Source organism: Streptomyces sp. NPDC088097 (assembly GCF_044741845.1).
Taxonomy (GTDB): Bacteria; Actinomycetota; Actinomycetes; order Streptomycetales; family Streptomycetaceae; genus Streptomyces.
Map to the genome: position 1 here is coordinate 144,624 of NZ_JBIUTJ010000010.1, position 18,664 is coordinate 163,287.

General features: G+C 73.1%; 14 protein-coding genes and 1 pseudogene. 6 read left to right on the plus strand and 9 right to left on the minus strand.

The window, feature by feature from the left end:
• Nucleotides 1–2: 2 nt before the first annotated feature.
• Nucleotides 3–494: a hypothetical protein gene (locus tag ACIOD1_RS25335; RefSeq protein ID WP_401904769.1), complete on the minus strand. Its 492-nt coding sequence runs from the start codon at nt 492–494 to the stop codon at nt 3–5.
• A gap of 139 nt (nt 495–633) precedes the next feature.
• Nucleotides 634–1,551 carry a 16S rRNA (cytidine(1402)-2'-O)-methyltransferase gene (gene rsmI / locus ACIOD1_RS25340; protein ID WP_365621043.1) on the minus strand — a complete coding sequence of 306 codons (918 nt, stop codon included), beginning with the start codon at nt 1,549–1,551 and terminating at the stop codon, nt 634–636.
• 134 nt (nt 1,552–1,685) lie between these two features.
• Between rsmI and ACIOD1_RS25345 the strand changes: the two genes are divergently transcribed.
• The 4 genes and pseudogenes from ACIOD1_RS25345 (at nt 1,686) to ACIOD1_RS25360 (ending at nt 7,326) form a co-directional block, all read left to right on the plus strand.
• Nucleotides 1,686–3,455, plus strand: coding sequence for a dolichyl-phosphate-mannose--protein mannosyltransferase (locus ACIOD1_RS25345; protein WP_401904771.1), 1,770 nt, complete (start codon nt 1,686–1,688; stop codon nt 3,453–3,455).
• Nucleotides 3,456–3,608: 153 nt separating this feature from the next.
• Nucleotides 3,609–5,075 carry a membrane-associated oxidoreductase gene (locus tag ACIOD1_RS25350; RefSeq protein ID WP_365621049.1) on the plus strand — a complete coding sequence of 489 codons (1,467 nt, stop codon included), beginning with the start codon at nt 3,609–3,611 and terminating at the stop codon, nt 5,073–5,075.
• Nucleotides 5,076–5,221: 146 nt separating this feature from the next.
• Entirely contained in the window at nt 5,222–6,844 is a 1,623-nt protein-coding gene (locus ACIOD1_RS25355) for a penicillin-binding transpeptidase domain-containing protein (RefSeq protein WP_365621052.1), read from the plus strand.
• Nucleotides 6,841–7,326, plus strand: a pseudogene (locus ACIOD1_RS25360) (YbaK/EbsC family protein). The gene ACIOD1_RS25355 and the pseudogene ACIOD1_RS25360 overlap by 4 nt, the downstream one beginning before the upstream one ends.
• A 6-nt stretch (nt 7,327–7,332) precedes the next feature.
• Here ACIOD1_RS25360 and ACIOD1_RS25365 read toward each other — a convergent pair.
• From ACIOD1_RS25365 to ACIOD1_RS25380, 4 genes are all read right to left on the minus strand, one after another.
• Nucleotides 7,333–8,508, minus strand: a complete 1,176-nt coding sequence (locus tag ACIOD1_RS25365) for a serine hydrolase domain-containing protein (RefSeq protein WP_401904774.1) — start codon at nt 8,506–8,508, stop codon at nt 7,333–7,335.
• Nucleotides 8,509–8,612: 104 nt separating this feature from the next.
• Complete coding sequence (locus ACIOD1_RS25370; protein ID WP_401904776.1) at nt 8,613–9,404, minus strand: energy-coupling factor ABC transporter ATP-binding protein; 792 nt, start codon at nt 9,402–9,404, stop codon at nt 8,613–8,615.
• Nucleotides 9,392–10,153 carry a cobalt ECF transporter T component CbiQ gene (gene cbiQ / locus ACIOD1_RS25375; protein WP_365621064.1) on the minus strand — a complete coding sequence of 254 codons (762 nt, stop codon included), beginning with the start codon at nt 10,151–10,153 and terminating at the stop codon, nt 9,392–9,394. The genes ACIOD1_RS25370 and cbiQ overlap by 13 nt, the downstream gene beginning before the upstream one ends.
• Nucleotide 10,154: 1 nt before the next feature.
• The gene (locus ACIOD1_RS25380) at nt 10,155–11,210 is read right to left on the minus strand and encodes an energy-coupling factor ABC transporter permease (RefSeq protein WP_365621067.1); all 1,056 of its coding nucleotides are present in this window, start codon (nt 11,208–11,210) and stop codon (nt 10,155–10,157) included.
• Nucleotides 11,211–11,386: 176 nt separating this feature from the next.
• On the opposite strand from ACIOD1_RS25380, the gene ACIOD1_RS25385 reads away from it, so the two are divergent.
• A complete protein-coding gene (locus ACIOD1_RS25385; protein ID WP_365621070.1) occupies nt 11,387–11,776 on the plus strand; it encodes an SsgA family sporulation/cell division regulator in 390 nt (129 codons plus the stop codon).
• Between the two features lie 120 nt (nt 11,777–11,896).
• Here the strand turns inward: ACIOD1_RS25385 and ACIOD1_RS25390 are convergent, their stop codons facing one another.
• Nucleotides 11,897–14,107, minus strand: coding sequence for an MMPL family transporter (locus tag ACIOD1_RS25390; protein WP_365621073.1), 2,211 nt, complete (start codon nt 14,105–14,107; stop codon nt 11,897–11,899).
• 126 nt (nt 14,108–14,233) lie between these two features.
• Nucleotides 14,234–14,836, minus strand: a complete 603-nt coding sequence (locus ACIOD1_RS25395; RefSeq protein WP_365621075.1) for a TetR/AcrR family transcriptional regulator — start codon at nt 14,834–14,836, stop codon at nt 14,234–14,236.
• Nucleotides 14,837–15,064: 228 nt separating this feature from the next.
• Here ACIOD1_RS25395 and ACIOD1_RS25400 point away from each other — a divergent pair, with 228 nt between their 5' ends.
• The gene (locus ACIOD1_RS25400; RefSeq protein ID WP_365621078.1) at nt 15,065–18,352 is read left to right on the plus strand and encodes a S41 family peptidase; all 3,288 of its coding nucleotides are present in this window, start codon (nt 15,065–15,067) and stop codon (nt 18,350–18,352) included.
• Between the two features lie 73 nt (nt 18,353–18,425).
• Here ACIOD1_RS25400 and ACIOD1_RS25405 read toward each other — a convergent pair whose 3' ends face one another.
• Nucleotides 18,426–18,593, minus strand: coding sequence for a hypothetical protein (locus ACIOD1_RS25405; RefSeq protein ID WP_365621080.1), 168 nt, complete (start codon nt 18,591–18,593; stop codon nt 18,426–18,428).
• Nucleotides 18,594–18,664 lie beyond the last annotated feature (71 nt).

An 18,664-nucleotide genomic window follows, 5' to 3' on the forward strand; every position in this document is an offset into this window, starting at 1 on the left:
TCTTATGACCGGCGCAGCCGGCCCATCAGTCGGGCGAACCAGCCCCGGCGCCGTTCCGGTCCGTCGAGGGCGACCGGTCCCGGGGAGGAGTGCGCCCGCGGTGCCTTGCGGGGCTTCGGGGCTCGCGGGACGTTGGCCCCCGCGGGGACCGGTCCGGCTATCCCGGGCGCGACGGGGTGGTGGTAGAGCTGGTCCAGCATGCCCTGGACCGAGGAGACCTGGCCCGCCCGCATGATCCGTACGACGTGGCCGCCGCAGTTCAGGCAGGTCGGGTTGGACAGCGGGGAGGGAACCCGCTCCCCCTGCGCCATGTACATGATGAAGGGCTGACCCTTGCCGTCGACGTGGTGCTCGATCGCGTAGGCCTGCTCCCATCCGTACCCGCACTTCATGCACGCGAAGGAGTACGCCTCGTGCACGATCTGCAACGGGGGTGCGGAGAGCGCCGCGGCGGCGGCGGGGGCGGGTACCGGGGTGTCTGCGATCTCACTCATGCCAGCTCCTCTTGTTCCACTGGTGCCATTGCCAGTGGACGCCTCTTCGGGCGGGAGCGCATCAGGCCCTGTCGACTGTTGGACGGTCTTTGGGCCACTCATGCCCAAAGCGCCCGGTGCGCGGTCTGGGCTTTGCCTTTCAGGCTAGCTCTTTACCGACCTGAGGCACCTTTTGTGCCGCGTTCTTTGCCGCCACCACCGCGTCGAACACCTCGCGCTTGGGTACCCCGACCTCGGCGGCGACCGCCGCGATGGCCTCCTTGCGGCGCTCCCCCGCCTCCTCGCGCACCCGCACCCTGCGCACCAGCTCCTCCACGTCGACGTCGCCGGGAGCGGCCGCCGGAGCGCCCTCGACCACGATCGTGATCTCGCCCCGTACGCCTTCGGCCGCCCAGAGCGCCAGCGCGCCGAGCCCGCCGCGCTTGACCTCCTCGTAGGTCTTGGTCAGTTCGCGGCACACCGCGGCCCGGCGGTCGGCGCCGAACACCTCGGCCATCGCCGCCAGGGTGTCGTCGAGCCGGTGCGGGGCCTCGAAGTAGACGAGCGTGCGCCGCTCGCCCTCCACCTCGCGGAGCTTGCCGAGGCGCTCGCCCGCCTTGCGCGGCAGGAACCCCTCGAAGCAGAACCGGTCCACGGGCAGCCCGGACAGGGCCAGCGCGGTGAGCACGGCGGACGGCCCGGGGACGGCCGTGACCTTGATGTCCTTCTCCACGGCGGCGGCGACCAGCCGGTAGCCCGGGTCGGAGACCGAGGGCATCCCGGCGTCCGTCACCAACAGCACCCGCTTGCCCGCCTCCAGCGCCTCCACCAGCTCGGGAGTGCGGGCGGACTCGTTCCCCTCGAAGTACGACAGCACCCGCCCGGTGGTGTACACCCCGAGTCCCTGCGTCAGCCGGCGCAGCCGCCGGGTGTCCTCGGCCGCGATCACGTCGGCCCGCTCCAGCTCGGTCCCGAGCCGTGGCGGGGCGTCGGCGAGGTCCCCGATGGGGGTGCCGGCGAGCACGAGGACGCCGATCGAGGAGGGGCCTTCGGCGGGGCGGGGCTGGTCAGCAGTCACCCGGACATCCTCTCATCCGCGACGCGCCCGCCTCCGGGGCCGGGGCCCGGCGCCCCGGGTGCGACGGCCCCCCGGAGGAAGCCGATGCTCGTGGGGACTGGGGTACCCACAGGGGCGTTCCCTACGATGACCCGGTGACCAGTACCGCGACGCCGCCGCCCAGCCCCGCGGGGGCCCCGCCCGTCCCCCCGGGCGGCCACGCACCCGAGCCCGACCCGCAGTCCGCGTGGCTGCGCCGCCTGCGCGGCTTCGGCTACGCACCGGCCGGCCCGGCGGCGGACGTCCGGACGCGCCTCGTTCCCCCGTACGCCCGGCCCTCGCTCCAGCTCTGGACGGCGCTCGGGATCGAGGGGGCAGCCCGCGAGAACTGGCAGCGGGTGATGGCCTGGGCGGGTCCGTTGCTGGTCACGCTGGTGGCGGGGGTGCTGCGGTTCACGCACCTCGGCAGCCCGAAGGCGGTGATATTCGACGAGACGTACTACGCCAAGGACGCCTGGGCGACGGTCCGCCAGGGGTACGAGGCGAGCTGGCCCAAGGACATCGACAAGTCGATCCTCGCCAACCCGGACGCCGTCCCCCTCCCCCTGGACCCGGGCTACGTCGTGCACCCGCCCGTCGGCAAATGGGTGATCGGGCTCGGCGAGTGGATGTTCGGCTTCACCCCCTTCGGCTGGCGGTTCATGACGGCGGTGCTCGGCACCCTCTCCGTCCTCCTCCTCTGCCGGATCGGGCGCCGCCTCTTCCGCTCCACCTTCCTGGGCTGCCTCGCCGGCGCCCTGCTGGCGGTGGACGGCCTGCACCTGGTGATGAGCCGCACCGCCCTGCTCGACCTGGTCCTGATGTTCTTCGTGCTCGCGGCCTTCGGAGCGCTGGTCGTCGACCGGGACCGGGCCCGGGCCCGGCTCGCCGCCGCCCTCCCCGTCGACGAGTACGGCCGCGCGCACCCCGACCCGAAGATCGCAGAGACCCTGCGGCTGGGGTGGCGGCCCTACCGGCTGCTGGCCGGCGTCTGCCTGGGGCTGGCCTTCGGCACCAAGTGGAACGGCCTCGTGGTCCTGGCCTTCTTCGGGCTGCTCACCGTCCTGTGGGACGCGGCGGCGCGCCGCACCGCGGGCGCGGGCACCCCGTACGCCTCGATGCTGCGCCGCGACGCGCTGCCGGCCTTCCTGTCGACGGCGCCGGTGGCCATCGCGGTGTACCTGGCGTCCTGGCTCGGCTGGATCCTCAGCCCGGACAACGGCAAGGGCGGCTACTTCCGCGACTGGGCCGCCAAGAACGACCGGCACAGCTCGCTGTCGTTCCTGCCCGAGTGGCTGCGCAGCCTGTGGCACTACGAGACGGAGGTCTACCGGTTCCACGTGGGCCTGACCGACGGCCACACCTACGAGTCGAACCCGTGGAGCTGGCTCGTCCTGGGCCGCCCCGTCTCCTACTTCTACGAGTCCCCCTCCCCCGGCACCGACGGCTGCCCGGCCACCGAGGCGGGCAAGTGCGCCCGCGAGGTCCTGGCCCTGGGCACGCCGCTGCTGTGGTGGGCGGGCTGCTTCGCGCTGCTGTACGTGCTGTGGCGGTGGTTCTTCCGCCGCGACTGGCGGGCGGGCGCGATCGCCTGCGCGCTGGCCGCCGGCCTGCTGCCCTGGTTCAACTACCAGGAGCGGACCATCTTCTACTTCTACGCGGTGGTCTTCGTCCCGTACCTGTGCCTGGCGGTGGCGATGATGATCGGCGCCCTCCTGGGCCCGTCCGGCTCCTCGGAACGCCGCCGCACGCTGGGCGCGATCGGGGCGGGGGTCCTGGTCCTGCTGATCGTGTGGAACTTCATCTACTTCTGGCCCATCTACACGGGAGCCACCCTCCCGATGGACTCCTGGCGCGGCCGCATGTGGCTGGACACCTGGGTCTGACCGCGCCGATCCCGTCAACCCGGTTGCGGTGAGCGCCGGTTGATAGCTTGACGCCGGACTCGGCGCGGGCCGGGCGGTACGGGGGGGTTCGGACGGCATGGCGTGCTCGGCTCGGCAGACGACAGCTCGAACGCGACACGTCGGGATCCCGCGGTGAGCCCGCCCGGGGACCTGACGCCGGCCGAGGCCCGCGTGTGGCGCGCCTTCCGGCGGGGCGGGTCCGTGGACTTCCGCCCCGCCGGGGACGAGGACCCGGCGCTCGACGCCGCCTGGGGCCCGGAGCGGACCGTACGGGCGCGCGTGCTGCGGACGCTGCTGGTCAGGGCTCCGCAGGAGGAGGGGGAGATCGCCGCGCTCCGGGTCACCGGGGCGCGGATCACCGGCGTCCTGGACCTGGGGCACGCCACCATCGAGGCCGCCGTCCTGCTGGGCCACTGCCGGTTCGACGAGGTCCCCGACCTGTACGGCGCCCGGCTGCGCCAACTCGACCTGAGCGGGTCCGTCCTGCCGGGCCTGACCGCGGGGACCTTGCGGGTCGAGGGGGTACTGCGGCTGACGGACTGCCGTGTGCGGGGGCCGGTTCGGCTCGGCGGGGCGCGGATCTCCGGGGCGCTGTTCATGGAGCGGGCGCAGTTCACGGCGACGGACGACTCCGAGCCGGCGCTCCAGCTCAACCAGGCGGTGCTCGGGGCCGACGTGTGGGCGCCGGAGATGCGCGCGCGGGGGCAGGTACGGCTCACCGGCGCCTCCGTCACCGGGCGGATCAACATCCAGGATGCCGTGCTCGACCGTCCCGGCGGCACCGCGCTCGACGCGCAGAACCTCGGCGTGGGGGCCCACGTCCGGGCGCGGCGGCTGCGCGCGCGGGGCCGGATCGAGCTGCGCGGCTCGCGCATAGCGGGCCGTCTGGACCTGCTCCAGGCCCGCCTGTCGCATCCGGGGGACACGGCGCTGCGGGCGAGCAGTTGCGTCATCGGCGAGCTGTGGCTGCTCGACGGCGCTCGCATCGAGGGCGCCCTGAACCTGCGGCGTTCCCACCTGGAGGTCCTGAACCTCGACCCGCGGATGCTGCCGGACCGGGTCCACCTCGCCCATCTCACCTACACCGCGCTCACCCCGCACGAGCCGGCCGCGAGCCGCCTTCCGATGCTGGAGCGGGACGGCGAACGGTTCGAGCCGCACGGGTACGCGCAGTTGGCGGCGGCCTACCGGCAGGTCGGCGACGACGACGCGGCCCGGCTCGTCCAACTCGCCGGGCAGCGCCGCCGACGGGCCGCGCTCGCCTGGTACGGACGGCTGTGGGGCCGGCTCCAGGACGCCACCGTCGGCTACGGCTTCCGCCCGATGCGCGCGGCCGGCTGGCTGGCCGCCCTTCTGGCCGTCGGGTCGATCGCGTACGGCCTGCACCACCCGCGCCCCGTCAAGGCGAACGAGACGCCCGACTTCAACCCCGTCTTCTACACCCTCGACCTGCTCCTGCCGATCATCAACTTCGGCCAGGAGTCGGCCTTCGCCCCGCAAGGCCCGTACCAGTGGCTGTCGTACGCCCTGGTCATCACCGGCTGGATCCTCGCGACGACGGTCGTCGCGGGCGTGACCCGCGCGATCAACCGCCCATGACCCTCGGGGTCGACCCGTTCCGCCGGCCCCGGGGGGATGTTCCGGTCCGGTAACGAGGACCGCTGTCACCGCTCGCACAGAGTAAGGTCCGTACCGAAGTTCTTTGAACATGTTCAGGGAACGGGGCTCCTGGGGAGGGGACGTAGATGAACGGGGCGGCCAAGGGCGCGATCGTCGGCGGGGTGTTCCTCGCGATGGTCACGGGCGCGGGGTACGGGGCGTACACCCTCGTCTCGGACGGCGACGCCGGCGACGGGGGCGGGCGGGCGACCCCCCGGGCGCAGAGCACCGGCCCCGTCACCGACGAGGAGACGGCCGAGACCGCGAAGGCCTTCCTCGCCGCGTGGGCCTCCGGCGACGACCGGGCCGCCGCGGACCTGACGAACAACGCGCAGGCGGCGCAGGCGGCGGTGGGGGAGTTCAAGACGAAGGCGTACGTGTCGAAGGCGGTCATCACCCCCGGCACCCCGAACGGCACCGTCGTGCCCTTCACGGTCGACGCCGAGGTCACCTACGAGGGCACGACCAAGCCCCTCGCGTACGCGTCCCGGCTGACGGTCGTCCGCGGCGCCACCACCGGCAAGGCGCTCGTCGACTGGCAGCCCTCCGTGCTCCACCCGCAGCTCCAGACGGGCGAGACCCTGCGCGCGGGCAGCCCCGCCGCCCCGCCCGTCAAGGCCGTCGACCGCAACGGCAAGGAGCTGACCGGCGAGCTCTACCCCTCGCTGCGGCCGATCCTGGACACCCTGCGCAAGACGTACGGGGAGAAGGCGGGCGGCACCTCCGGCGTCGAGCTGTGGATCGAACCGGCCGCGCAGGACGCCCCCAAGCGGACGCTGTTGACCCTGGTCGAGGGCAAGCCGGGACAGGTCGAGACGGTGCTCGACGCCGATGTGCAGGCGGCGGCGGAGAAGGCCGTGGCGCAGCACGCGGAGGCCTCGGTGGTCGCGGTCCAGCCGAGCACCGGCGACATCCTGGCGGTGGCCAACCACCGCCGGGACAACTTCAACGCGGCGATGCAGGGCAAGCGGGCGCCGGGCTCGACGATGAAGATCGTGACGGCGGCGATGCTGCTGGAGAAGGGCCTGGTCGCGGCGGACCGTCCGGCGGCGTGTCCGGCGACCGTCTCGTGGGAGGGCAAGGTCTTCCACAACCTGAACAACTTCTCCCTCCAGGGGCAGCCCTTCTCCACGAGCTTCGCGCGGTCCTGCAACACCGCCTTCATCGGCCTCATCGACGAGGTGAAGGAGAACGGGGCGCTGCCGAGGGTGGCGAAGGACTCCTTCGGGATCGGCCTGGACTGGAAGACGGGCGTGCCCTCGCAGGACGGGTCGGTCCCGTCGGCCTCGGGCGCCGCCGCGGCGGCCGAGTACATCGGTCAGGGCGCGATCACGATGAACCCGCTGAACATCGCCTCCATCACGGCCACCGCGCGCACCGGTACGTTCCGCCAGCCGGTGCTCGTCAAGGCCGACCTGGACGGGCGCACCCTGGCGACGGCCGCGCGCCCGCTGGCTCCGGGGGTGTCGGCCCAGTTGGTCAAGATGATGCGCCAGACGGCCACCTCGGGGACGGCGGCCGGGACGATGGCCTCCGTCGGCGGGGACAAGGGCGCGAAGACCGGCTCGGCGGAGGTCGACGGCGCGACCGCCCCCGACAGCTGGTTCACGGGCTTCAGCGGTGACGTCGCGGCGGCGGCGATGGTCGAGGGCGGCGGCCACGGCGTGGACACGGCGGGCCCCATAGTCGCCCAGGTCCTCACCCCCTGACCCACCCCCTCTTCGCCCGGGCCCTCGAAGACCTCGGCCTGGCCGACCTCACCGTGCGCGCCTTCCCCGAAGGGACCCGTACGGCCGCCGACGCCGCCGCCGCGATCGGCTGCGCGCTGAGCCAGACCGTGTAGTCGCTGGTCTTCGCCGCCGACGGGGTGCCCGTCCTGGTCCTCATGGACGGCGCCTCCCGCGTCGACGTGGAGGCCGTGCGCCGCGAGCTCGGGGCGGGGAAGGTCACCCGGGCCGACGCCGCGCTCGTCCGCGCGAGCACCGGTTACGCCATCGGCGGGGTCCCGCCCTTCGGGCACACCACCCGCCTACGGGTGCTCGCGGACCGCTCGCTCCTGGCTCACGAGGTCGTCTGGGCGGCGGCCGGCACCCCGCACACGGTGTTCGCGATGGCCCCGCGGGACGTGATCCGGCACGCCTCGGCAACGCCGACCGACGTCCGCGAGGGCGCCGCGAACACCCCCGGGTAGCGGCCGCTAGGCATCCCGCAGGGAGCCGCGTACCGCCCGGACCAGGGCCTGCGCGCGCGGGTCGGCGGTGACCGACTTGGCGTGGGCGTTGGTGACGTAGCCGAAGCCGATGCCCGCCTCCGGGTCGGCGAAGGCCAGCGAGCCGCCCCGGCCCGGGTGGCCGAAGGAGGTCGGCGACAGCAGCGGGGAGGCGGGGCCGTGCAGCATGTAGCCCGGTCCGAAGCGGGTGTTCACGACGAGGACCCGGTCGGGGCCGGCCGACAGCTCGGTGCCGGCCAGCGCGGTGGTGGCGGGGCTGAAGATCCGCGCGCCGTCCTCCACCACCCCGATCGTGGCGGCGTAGAAGCGGGCCAGGGCGCGCGCGGTGCCGATGCCCGCGGAGCCGGGGAGTTCGGCGGCCTGGTAGGCGGGGTCGTTCTCGTCCGGCAGGGGGTCGATGGCGGCGAAGGCGCGGCGGGTGAGGGAGTCCGGGTCGGCGTAGGCCTCGGAAACGTTTCTCCTCGGCCGGGTCTTGAGCAGGCCCGCGCCCGCCGGCGGCTCGACGGGGGCCACCCGGCCCACCCTGGGCGCCTCGGTCTCGGGCAGGCCGATCCAGAAGTCCAGACCCAGCGGCTCGGCGATCTCGTCGGCCAGGATCCCGCCGACGGTGCGCCCGGTCACCCGCAGCACCAGCTCGGACAGCAGCCAGCTGAAGGTCTGCGCGTGGTAGCCGTGCGCGCTCCCGGGCTCCCAGAAGGCCCGCTGCGCGGCGACCGCGCGCGCCCCGGACACCCCGTCGGCGGCCTGCGCGGCGGTGAGGCCCCGGTCCAGCGCCGGCACGCCCGCCCGGTGGGCGAGCAGGTGCCGCACGAGGGTCCTGTCCTTGCCGCCCGCCTTGAACTCCGGCCAGTACGAGCCCACGGGCGCGTCGAGGTCCAGCAGTCCGCGCTGGTGCAGCAGCAGCGGCACGGCGGCGGCGACGCCCTTGGTGGCGGAGCGCACGATCTGCGCGGTGTCCTCGGTCCAGGGGGCCGGGGGCCGGGTGTCGTCCGCGTCCTTCGTGCCCGCCCACAGGTCGACGACCTTGCGGCCGTCCCGGTAGACGGCGACGGCCGCTCCCCGGTCCCCGAGCACCTCGAAGTTGCGCGCGAAGGCGTCCCTGACGGGCTCGTAGCCCTCGTTCACCACACCCTGGATGTCCACACGCCGTCCAACGCCCGCGGACGTGCGGTTATGCCGCCGCGACCCCGCCCGAGGAAGGCACCCGCCGGCATCCGCCGGCACGCCCGTCGCCCCGCGAAGGCCGTTCAGCCGGAGGAGACCGACCGGGGGTCGAAGCCGAACGGCAGCTCCAGGCGGTGCGCGCCCATCAGGGCCTCGTCGCAGAGCAGGTCGTGGGTGCGACCGTCGGCGGCGATGACCCCGTCGCTGAGGATGACCGCGCGCGGGCACAGCTCCAGGGCGTAGGGCAGGTCGTGGGTGACCATCAGCACGGTGACGTCCAGCGAGCGCAGGATGTCGGCCAGCTCGCGTCGGGAGGCGGGGTCCAGGTTGGAGGAGGGCTCGTCCAGGACGAGGATCTCGGGCCGCATCGCGAGGACGGTCGCCACGGCGACCCGGCGGCGCTGGCCGAAGGAGAGGTGGTGCGGGGGCCGGTCGGCGAAGGCGGCCATGCCGACCTGCTCCAGGGCCTCGGCGACCCGTGCCTCCAGCTCGGCCCCGCGCATGCCCGCGGCGGCCGGGCCGAAGGCCACGTCCTCCCGGACGGTCGGCATGAACAGCTGGTCGTCGGGGTCCTGGAAGACGATCCCGACCCGGCGGCGGATCTCGGCGAGGTTGCGCTTCTCCACGGGCAGGCCGGCGACGGTGACGCTGCCGACCCCGCCGCCGAGGATGCCGTTGAGGTGGAGGACGAGGGTGGTCTTGCCGGCGCCGTTGGGTCCGAGCAGGGCGACCCGCTCGCCGTGACCGACGGTGAGGTCGACCCCGAAGAGGGCCTGGTGCCCGTCGGGGTAGGCGTAGGCGACCCCGGAGACCTCCAGGGAGGGAGCGGCGGCGGGAACGGGAGCGGAGGCGGAGGGAGCGGTCACAGCGTCCATCCCATCAGACAGACGGCGAGGGCCGTCACCGGGAGTACGGCCGCGTACGCCCATTGGGCGCGACTGGCCGTGACCTCGTCGATCACCGGCATCGAGCCGGCGTAGCCGCGGCTGACCATCGCGAGGTAGACCCGCTCGCCGCGCTCGTAGGAACGGATGAAGAGCGCGCCGGCCGTCTTGGCCAGGACCCCCCAGTGGCGGATCCCGCGCGCCTCGAAGCCGCGGGAGCGGCGGGCGATGGACATCCGGCGCAGCTCGCCGGTGATCACGTCGCCGTACCGGATCATGAAGGAGGCGATCTGGACGAGCAGCGGCGGCAGCTTGAGGCGTTGGAGGCCCAGCAGCAGGGCCCGCAGTTCGGTCGTCGAGGCGAGCAGGACGGAGGCGGCGACCCCGAGGGTGCCCTTGGCCAGGACGTTCCAGGCGCCCCAGAGGCCGGAGACGCTCAGCGACATGCCGAGGACGTCCACCCGCTCACCCTCGGCCACGAAGGGCATGAGCACGGCGAACAGGACGAACGGGACCTCGATGAGCAGCCGCCGCAGCAGGAAGCCGGCCGGGATCCGGGCGGCGGCCGCGACGGCGGCGATCAGGACGGCGTACAGGCCGAAGGCCCACATCGCCTCGCGCGGTGTGGACACGACGACGACCACGAACGCGAAGGTCGCGGCGAGCTTGCAGTGCGGCGGCAGCTCGTGCACCGGCGAGTGCCCGTGCCGGTAGAGCTTGTGCGCGTGACCCGCTCCCATGTCAGTGGACCGAGGGCGCGGCCGTGGAGGTGGCGGTGAGGTCCTCGGCGCGGCGGCGGCGCACGGTCCAGAAGATCCCGGTGCCGACCACGATGGTCACCCCGACGCCGATGATCCCGGCGAGGCCGCCGGACAGGCGGGCGTTGCCGACGTCCTTGACGCCGTAGTCGGCGAGCGGGGAGTCGGCGGCGGCGTGGCCCTCGACCTTGGCGTCGATGCCCTTGTCGGCGGCGACCTTCTCCAGGCCGTCGGGGCTGGCGGAGGCGTAGAAGGAGACGAACCCGGCCAGGACGAGGGCGGTGACCAGGCCGGCGATCCAGACGGGGCGGGTGGAGCGGGCGGCGACGGGGACCGGGGCGGCGGCCGGCGCGTCGACCAGCTCGCCGTCGACGCGCAGCTTCAGCGGGGCGGTCAGTCCGCGCGCGCCGTGCACCAGGTCGGGCCGGACGGCGATCACGGCGCCGACGGTCGCGGCGGTGATGACGGCCTCGCCGATGCCGATGAGGACGTGCACGCCGACCATCGCGGTGAAGACCTTGGCGACGGGCACGTCGGTGGTCCCGCCGATGGCGTAGATCGCGGTGAAGGCGGTGGCGGCGCCGGGCACGGAGAGGAGGGCTCCGAGGAAGGCGGCGACGGTCACCGACCGGCGGGTGCGGGGCAGCACCTTGAGGAGCCCGCGGAAGATCGCGTAGGAGATGACGACGGTGACGACGCCCATGACGGTGATGTTGACGCCGAGGGCGGTCAGGCCGCCGTCGGCGAAGAGGATGCCCTGCATGAGCAGGACCACGGAGACGCACAGCACGCCCGTGTAGGGGCCGACGAGTATGGCGGCGAGGGCCCCGCCCAGGAGGTGGCCGCTGGTGCCCGCGGCCACCGGGAAGTTCAGCATCTGAACGGCGAAGATGAAGGCCGCGACGAGTCCGGCCAGGGGGGCGGTGCGTTCGTCGAGCTCGCGGCGGGCGCCCCGCAGGCTGACCGCGACAGCGGCCACGGCCACCGCTCCAGCGGCCACCGAGACGGGTGCGTTGATGAATCCGTCGGGCACATGCATGGAGTGGCTCCGCTTCCTCTTCCTCACAAAGTCTTTAACCGTTCAAGAATAGTGCCCACTTGCAAACCGTTGGCAAGAGCGGCTGCGTCACAAATAGAGCCTCGCGCTTTCGTGGGAATGTGCGAGGCTGGACGGACAAACGGACTCATATGTTCCGATTTCGAGGAGTCTTGTCGATGTCAGCCAGCGCCGAGAATCCCGCCGCGACGACGATCGCGACCGCCATCGAGGAGCGGGTGCGCGCCCGAGTGATCACGGACGACCCGCTCTACCGCGCGATCCCGGTCTCCCTGCGGTTCACGCCCGAGGAGCCGCTGGCCGTGCGGATCGTCTTCCCCGCCGAGCTGTCCCCCGAGGGCACCGACAACGAGTGGGTCTTCCCCCGGGCCCTCCTGGAGGCGGGGCTGTCGGCCCCGACCGGGACCGGGGACGTGCGCGTGTGGCCCTGCGGCCGGGTCCAGGCCGTCGTCGAGTTCCACTCCCCGGAAGGGGTGGCCGTCGTCCAGTTCGACATCGCCGCCCTGCGCCGCTTCCTGCGCCGTACGAACGCCCCCGTCACCCGGTAGGAGCAGGCGGACCCGCCGGAAAAGGCCCGGCCCCGTACCACCCGGTGATCGGGCGGTACGGGGCCGGGCCTTCGTGCGGGAGCGGCGGGAGTCGCGGGCCGCGGGGTCGGACCCCGGAGGTCAGACCTCGACCAGCTCGCGGTCCTTGTCGGGGCCGTCGGAGCCGGCCTCGCCGAGGTGCTTGCGCAGGCTCTCGCCCTCGACGTCCACGTTCGGCAGGATCCGGTCGAGCCACTTCGGCAGCCACCAGGCCTTGTGGCCGAGCAGCGCGAGCACGGCCGGGACGATGGCCATGCGGACCACGAAGGCGTCGAAGAGGACGGCGATCGCGAGCCCGAAGCCGATCATCTTGATCATCTGCTCGCCGGCCCCGATGAAGCCGGAGAACACCGCGATCATGATGACGGCGGCGGCCACGACCACCCGGGCGCTGTACTGGAAGCCGGTGACGATGGCCTGGCCGGGACGCTCGCCGTGGACGTACGCCTCACGCATGCGGGTGACGAGGAACACCTCGTAGTCCATGGCCAGGCCGAAGACCACGCCCACCATGAAGATCGGCATCATCGACATGATCGGGCCGGTCTGCTCCACCCCGAAGACCGAGCCGAGCCAACCCCACTGGAAGACCGCGACGACCGCGCCGAGGGCGGCGACGACCGAGAGCAGGAAGCCGAGGGCGGCCTTGAGCGGGACCAGGATCGAGCGGAAGACGAGCATCAGCAGCAGGAAGGCCAGGCCGACCACGAGCGCCAGGTAGGGCAGCAGCGCGTCGTTCATCTTCTGCGAGAAGTCGATGTTCATCGCGGTGGCGCCGGTGACGTAGACGTCGCCGTCGCTGCCCTCGCGGATCTTGTGGACCAGGTCCTCGGTGCCTGTGGAGGAGGGACGCTCCTTCGGGATCACGCTGATGACCGCGGCGTCCTTGGCCTTGTTCTGCATGGGCGGCATCACCGCGACCACGCCGTCGAGACCCTTGATCCGGTCGACCGTACGGTCGGCGAGGGCCTTGTCCCCGTCGACGACCACCATCAGCGGGCCGTTGAAGCCGGGGCCGAAGCCGTCGGAGAGCAGGTCGTACGCCTTGCGCTGGGTGGTGGAGACCGGCTGGGCGCCGTCGTCCGGCAGGCCCATCTCCAGCTTGCTCGCGGGCAGGGCGATCGCGCCGAGGCCGATCACACCCACCAGCAGGACCGTCACCGGGCGGCGCAGGACGAAACGGGCCCAGCGGGTGCCGCCGTTGGGCTTGGGCTCGGCGCCGGCCGCCGCGCCCTTGCCCGACCTGCCCTTGCCGAAGAGCTTGCTCTTCTCCCCGGCGGGGAGCACCTTCTTGCCCGCGAAGCCCAGGATGGCCGGGACCAGGGTCAGGGCGACGAGCACCGCGATGACCACCGTGCCGGCGGCGGCGAAGCCCATCTTGGTCAGCATCGGGATGTTGACGACGGCCAGGCCCACCAGGGCGATGACCACGGTCAGACCCGCGAAGACCACGGCGGAACCGGCCGTGCCGGCCGCCCTGCCCGCGGCTTCCTCGCGCTTGTGCCCGTCGGCCAGCTCCGCGCGGTAGCGGGAGACGATGAAGAGGGCGTAGTCGATGCCGACCGCGAGGCCGATCATCATCGCGAGGGTGGAGGTGGTGGAGCCGAGGTCCAGCACGTTCGCGAGGGCGGTGATGGAGGAGACGCCGATGCCCACGCCGATCAGCGCGGTCAGCAGCGGCAGTCCGGCCGCGATGAGCGAGCCGAAGGTGATGACCAGGACGACCGCGGCGATCGCGATGCCGACGATCTCGCCCGGCCCGGTCTCGGGAACGGACATCAGCGCGTCGCCGCCGATCTCCACCTGGAGGCCGGCCGCCTGGGCCGCGTGGCCCGAGTCCTTGAGCGCCTCGCGGGCGTCGTCCTTCAGCTCCATCCCGCTGACCTTGTACTTGACGCTGATGTAGGTGGTGGAGCCGTCCTGGCTCACCGCCTTCGTCTGGTACGGGTCGTCGAGGCTGGCGATCTGGTCGGCGCCCGGGCCGGCCTTCAGGTCCGAGATGAGCTTCTCGACCTCGGTCTTGGCGGCCGGGTCGGTGACCTTGGCGTTGGCCGGGGCCTTGACGACGATGCGGGCCGTGGCGCCGTCGGCGGACATGCCCGGGAACTTCTGGTCCAGCAGGTCGAAGGCCTTCTGGGCCTCGGTGCCGGGTATCGAGAACGAGCCGGAGGTGGGCGCGGAGGCCGTAGCGGCGCCGAAGCCCGCGGCGAACAGCAGCGCCACCCAGAGCAGGGCGACGAGGCCGCGGCGCCGGAAGGCTCCGCGGCCGAGCCGGTAGAGGAAGGTAGCCACGTCGTGGTGCTCCCGATTCAGGTCGTGGGATGGATCCGGGACGGATCAGGGCGTGGAGGGCCGGCCCGACGACGAGAGCGGCGTGTCAGGAGCAGCGGAGAACTGTGGTCCGGGTCGGGGAGGGAGTCAGACGCCGAGGGCGGGGAAGACCACGGCGTCGATGAACTGGCCGAGGAAGGCCCGGTCGACGGACCGGTCCTCGATCAGCGGGAGCGCGATGAACGCGCCGATGAGCATGTGCGGTACGAAGTCCAGCGCCGGACACTCCGGTCGGACCTCGCCCCGCGCCACGGCGCGCTGGAGCATCTCCTGGAGGCCGTTGAGCTCGGGGTCCACCAGCAGGTCGCGCAGCGCCCTGTGCAGCTCGGGGCTCTCGTGGACGGCATGGGCCAGACCCCGCATCAGCGCGGTGTCCTTGGCCATCTGCGCGTCGTCGGAGCGCTCGACCATGAGGGCGAAGTCCCCGCGCAGGCTGCCCGTGTCGATCTCCCGCAGGGAGACCGGCTGGGTGCACCGCAGGGCCTTGGCGACCAGCTCCGGCTTGCTCCCCCACTGGCGGTAGAGGGTGGCCTTGCTGGACTTGGTGCGGGTGGCGACGGCGTCCATGGTCAGGGCCTCGTAGCCGACCTCGCGCAGGAGGTCGAGGACCGCCCCGTGGAGTTCGGCCTCCCGTTCGGGAGTGATCCGGCTGCGCCGGGCGGAGATCGCGTCGGTCACCTTGTCGGTCACCTTGCAGGCCGCCTTCACCACGCCGCCTCCCATCCCACCAGAACGAAACCGTTTCGTACGCTTACCGTACCCGTCGACCATACCCTCAACTCCCAGCGAAACGAAACCGTTCCGTTTCGCAGCGGGAGTGGCGTCCGTCACGCCCGGACGCGCCCCCGCGCCCCCGGCCGACACGCCTGCACACCTGTACGAGTTGCCGCGCCCCCCTGCCGCGGAAAGCATTGGGGGGTGAGTCACGACGTCGCGTACCTCCGGTTCCCGCACCTGCACGACGACCTGCTGTGCTTCGCCACCGAGGACGACCTCTGGGTCGCCCCGCTGGTCCCCGACGGCCAGAGCCCCGGCCGGGCCTGGCGGATCACCGTCGACCGCACCCGGGTCGGCCACCCCCGCTTCTCCCCCGACGGACGGCACATCGCCTACACCACCTGGCGCAGCCTCGACCCCGAGATCCACCTCGCCCCCGTGGACGGCGGCCCGGCCCGCCGGCTCAGCTACTGGGGGGCCACCGACACCCGCGTCTGCGGTTGGACCCCGCCCGACGAGGAGGGGCGCAGCGACATCCTGGCGGTGTCCTCGCACGGCCAGCCCTTCTCCTACTTCGCGTGGGCCTACAGCCTGCCCACCGACGGCGGCCCCGGCGGCCGGCTCCCCTGGGGCCCCGTCTCCGACATCGCCGTCCAGGCCCCCGACGGGCCCGGCGGCGAGCGCCGCAGCCTGCTCCTGACCGGCAAGCCCCCGCACGAGCCCGCCGCCTGGAAGCGCTACCGGGGCGGCGCCACCGGCCGGCTGTGGCTGCACGGGCAGCGGCTGCTGGAGGACATCGAGGGCCACCTGGACTCGCCGATGTTCGTGGACGGCCGGATCGCCTTCCTCTCCGACCACGAGGGCATCGGCAACCTCTACTCCTGCCTCCCCGACGGGAGCGACCTGCGCCGCCACACCGACCACGCCGAGTTCTACGCCCGGCACGCCTCCAGCGACGGCTCCCGCGTGGTCTACCAGTGCGGCGGCGACCTCTGGCTGGTCGACTCCCTCGCGGCCGGCGCCGTGCCCCGCAAGCTCCGGGTCCGCCTGGGCGGACCGCGCGCGGGACGGCGTACGTACCAGGTGCCCGCCGCCGCCCACGTGGACTCGCTCTCCGTCGACGCCACCGGCCGGGCCAGCGCCGTCGTCGTGCGCGGCAGCCTGTACTGGCTCACCCACCGCGACGGCCCGGCCCGCACCATCGCCGACACCCCCGGGGTCCGCGTGCGGCTGCCCGAGATGCTCGGCAGCGGCGGGCAGGTCGCCTACGTCACCGACGCGGAGGGCGAGGATGCCGTCGAGATCGCCTACCTGCCCCGGGCCTCCGGGGACCGGGAGCCGCGCCGGCTGGCCTCGGGCGGACTGGGCCGCGTACTGGAACTGCTGTCCGACCCCGACGGGGAGCGCCTCGCCATCGCCTCCCACGACGGGCGGCTGCTGCTCCTCGACGCGACGGAGGACTCCGACGGGGAGGTCGGCGAGCTGATCCGGTCCATCAACGGGCCCGTCACCGACCTCGCCTTCTCCCCCGACGGCTGCTGGCTCACCTGGGCGCACCCGGGCATCGGACGCTCCCTGCGGCAGATCAAGATGGCCCGGATCTCCGGCCCCGGCGCCCACACGATCATCGACGTCACCAACGGCCGCTTCGAGGACGAGAGTCCGGTCTTCACCCGCGACGGCCGCTACCTCGCCTTCCTGTCCTGGCGCGGCTTCGACCCGGTCTACGACGTCCACACCGGCGACCTGTCCTTCCCGCTGGGCTGCCGCCCCTACCTGGTGCCGCTGTCCTCGGCCACCCCCTCCCCCTTCGCCCTCTCCGCCGAGGGCCGCCCGGCGGCGGGCGGACTCGACCCCGTCGAGGGGGAGTCGGGCGACGGCGACGGCTCGGTGACCGTGGAGCTGGAGGGCCTGGAGAGCCGGGTCACGCCCTTCCCGGTCTCCGCGTCGAAGTACTCGGCCCTCCACCCCGTCAGCGGCGGCGGTCTGGTGTGGCTGCGCTGGCCCATCTCGGGCGCCCTCGGCGAGACCTTCGCCAACCCGGCCGACACCAGCGGCAAGCCGACCCTCGAACACTTCGACATCACCAAGGCCCGCAAGAGCGAACTGGCCTCCGGGCTGGACTGGTTCGCGCCCAGCGGCGACGGCACCCGCCTGGTCGTGCACGACGACGGGGAACTGCGCGCCGTCCCGTCCACCGAGTCCGGGGACAACGACTCAACCGTCTACCTCGACCTGCGGCGCATCCTCCACGAGGTGGACCCGGCCGCCGAGTGGCGCCAGGCCTTCGAGGAGGCGGGGCGGATCATCCGCGCCTACTTCTGGGACCCGGGGATGTGCGGGATCGACTGGGACGAGGTGCTGCGCCAGTACCGCCCTCTGGTCGAACGGGTCGCCTCCCCCGACGAGTTCGCCGACCTGATGCGCGAGGTCCTCGGCGAGCTCGGCACCTCCCACGCCTACGTCTCCCCCGCCCGCCGCAACGAGGGCCCGCCCCACTACCAGCGGGCGATCGGGCTGCTCGGCGCCAACCTGGTCCCCCGGGACGGGGTCTGGACCCTCGGCCGGATCCTGCCCGGCGAGTCCTCCGACTCCAAGGCCCGCTCCCCGCTCGCGGGCACCGGCATCCGCGAGGGCGCGGCCCTCACCCACGTGGACGGCCGGCCCGTGGACCCGGTGACCGGCCCCTACCCGCTGCTCGCGGCGGCCGGCGGCACCACCGTCGAGCTGACCTTCCGGCCGGCGGAAGGGGAGGGCCGGCCCCGCAGGGTCGCGATCGTGCCGCTGATCGACGAGCGGCCGCTGCGCTACCAGGACTGGGTCTCCAAGCGCCGGGCGGTGGTCCGCGAGATCAGCGGCGGTCGCTGCGGCTACCTGCACATCCCCGACATGGGCGGCTCCGGCTGGGCGCAGTTCAATCGCGACCTGCGCCTGGAGGTGTCCCGGCCCGCCCTGATCGTGGACGTGCGCGGCAATGCGGGCGGGCACATCAGCGAGCTGGTGGTGGAGAAGCTCACCCGCTCCATCCTCGGCTGGGACCTGACCCGCAACGCCCAGCCCGTCTCCTACGCCTCCAACGCGCCCCGCGGCCCGATCGTCGCCCTGGCCGACGAGGCGACCTCCTCCGACGGGGACATGATCACCGCTGCGTTCAAGCTGCTGGGGCTGGGCCCCGTGGTCGGCCAGCGCACCTGGGGCGGGGTGGTCGGGATGACCGGCCGGCACACCCTGGGCGACGGGACGGTGATCACGGTGCCGATGAACGCCGCCTGGTTCCCGGAGTACGGCTGGTCGGTGGAGAACCACGGCGTCGAGCCCGACCTCGCCATCCTGCGCAGCCCGCTGGACTGGGCGGAGGGCCGGCACGCGCAACTGGACGACGCCGTGCACCTGGCGCTGGAGCTTCTGGAGCAGGACCCGGCGGCCGTCCCGCCCGGGTACACGGACGTCCCCGACCGCCGGCGCCCGAAGCTCCCGCCGAGGCCGTAGGCCGGCGGCGGCACGACACGACGGAGGGGCGCGGTCCGGCGTACCGGGTCGCGCCCCTCCTGGGTGGTGCGGGCTACTTGTCGAAGGTGTCGTCGAAGGTGTCGCGGGCCCGGGGCTCCGTCCGCTCCGCGCTCCGTGTCGCGGCGCGCTCGGGGGTCTTCTCCTGCTGGCCCTCGGCAGCTTGCCTGGCCTGCTCGGCGAGCCGTTTGGCCTTGTCCTGGAACTGGTCCCTGATACCCATGGTGTGCACTCCCGGAAGAATGTTCGGCAAGGGGAACCCGACCAGACTGACACGCACCGACATACCGCGCA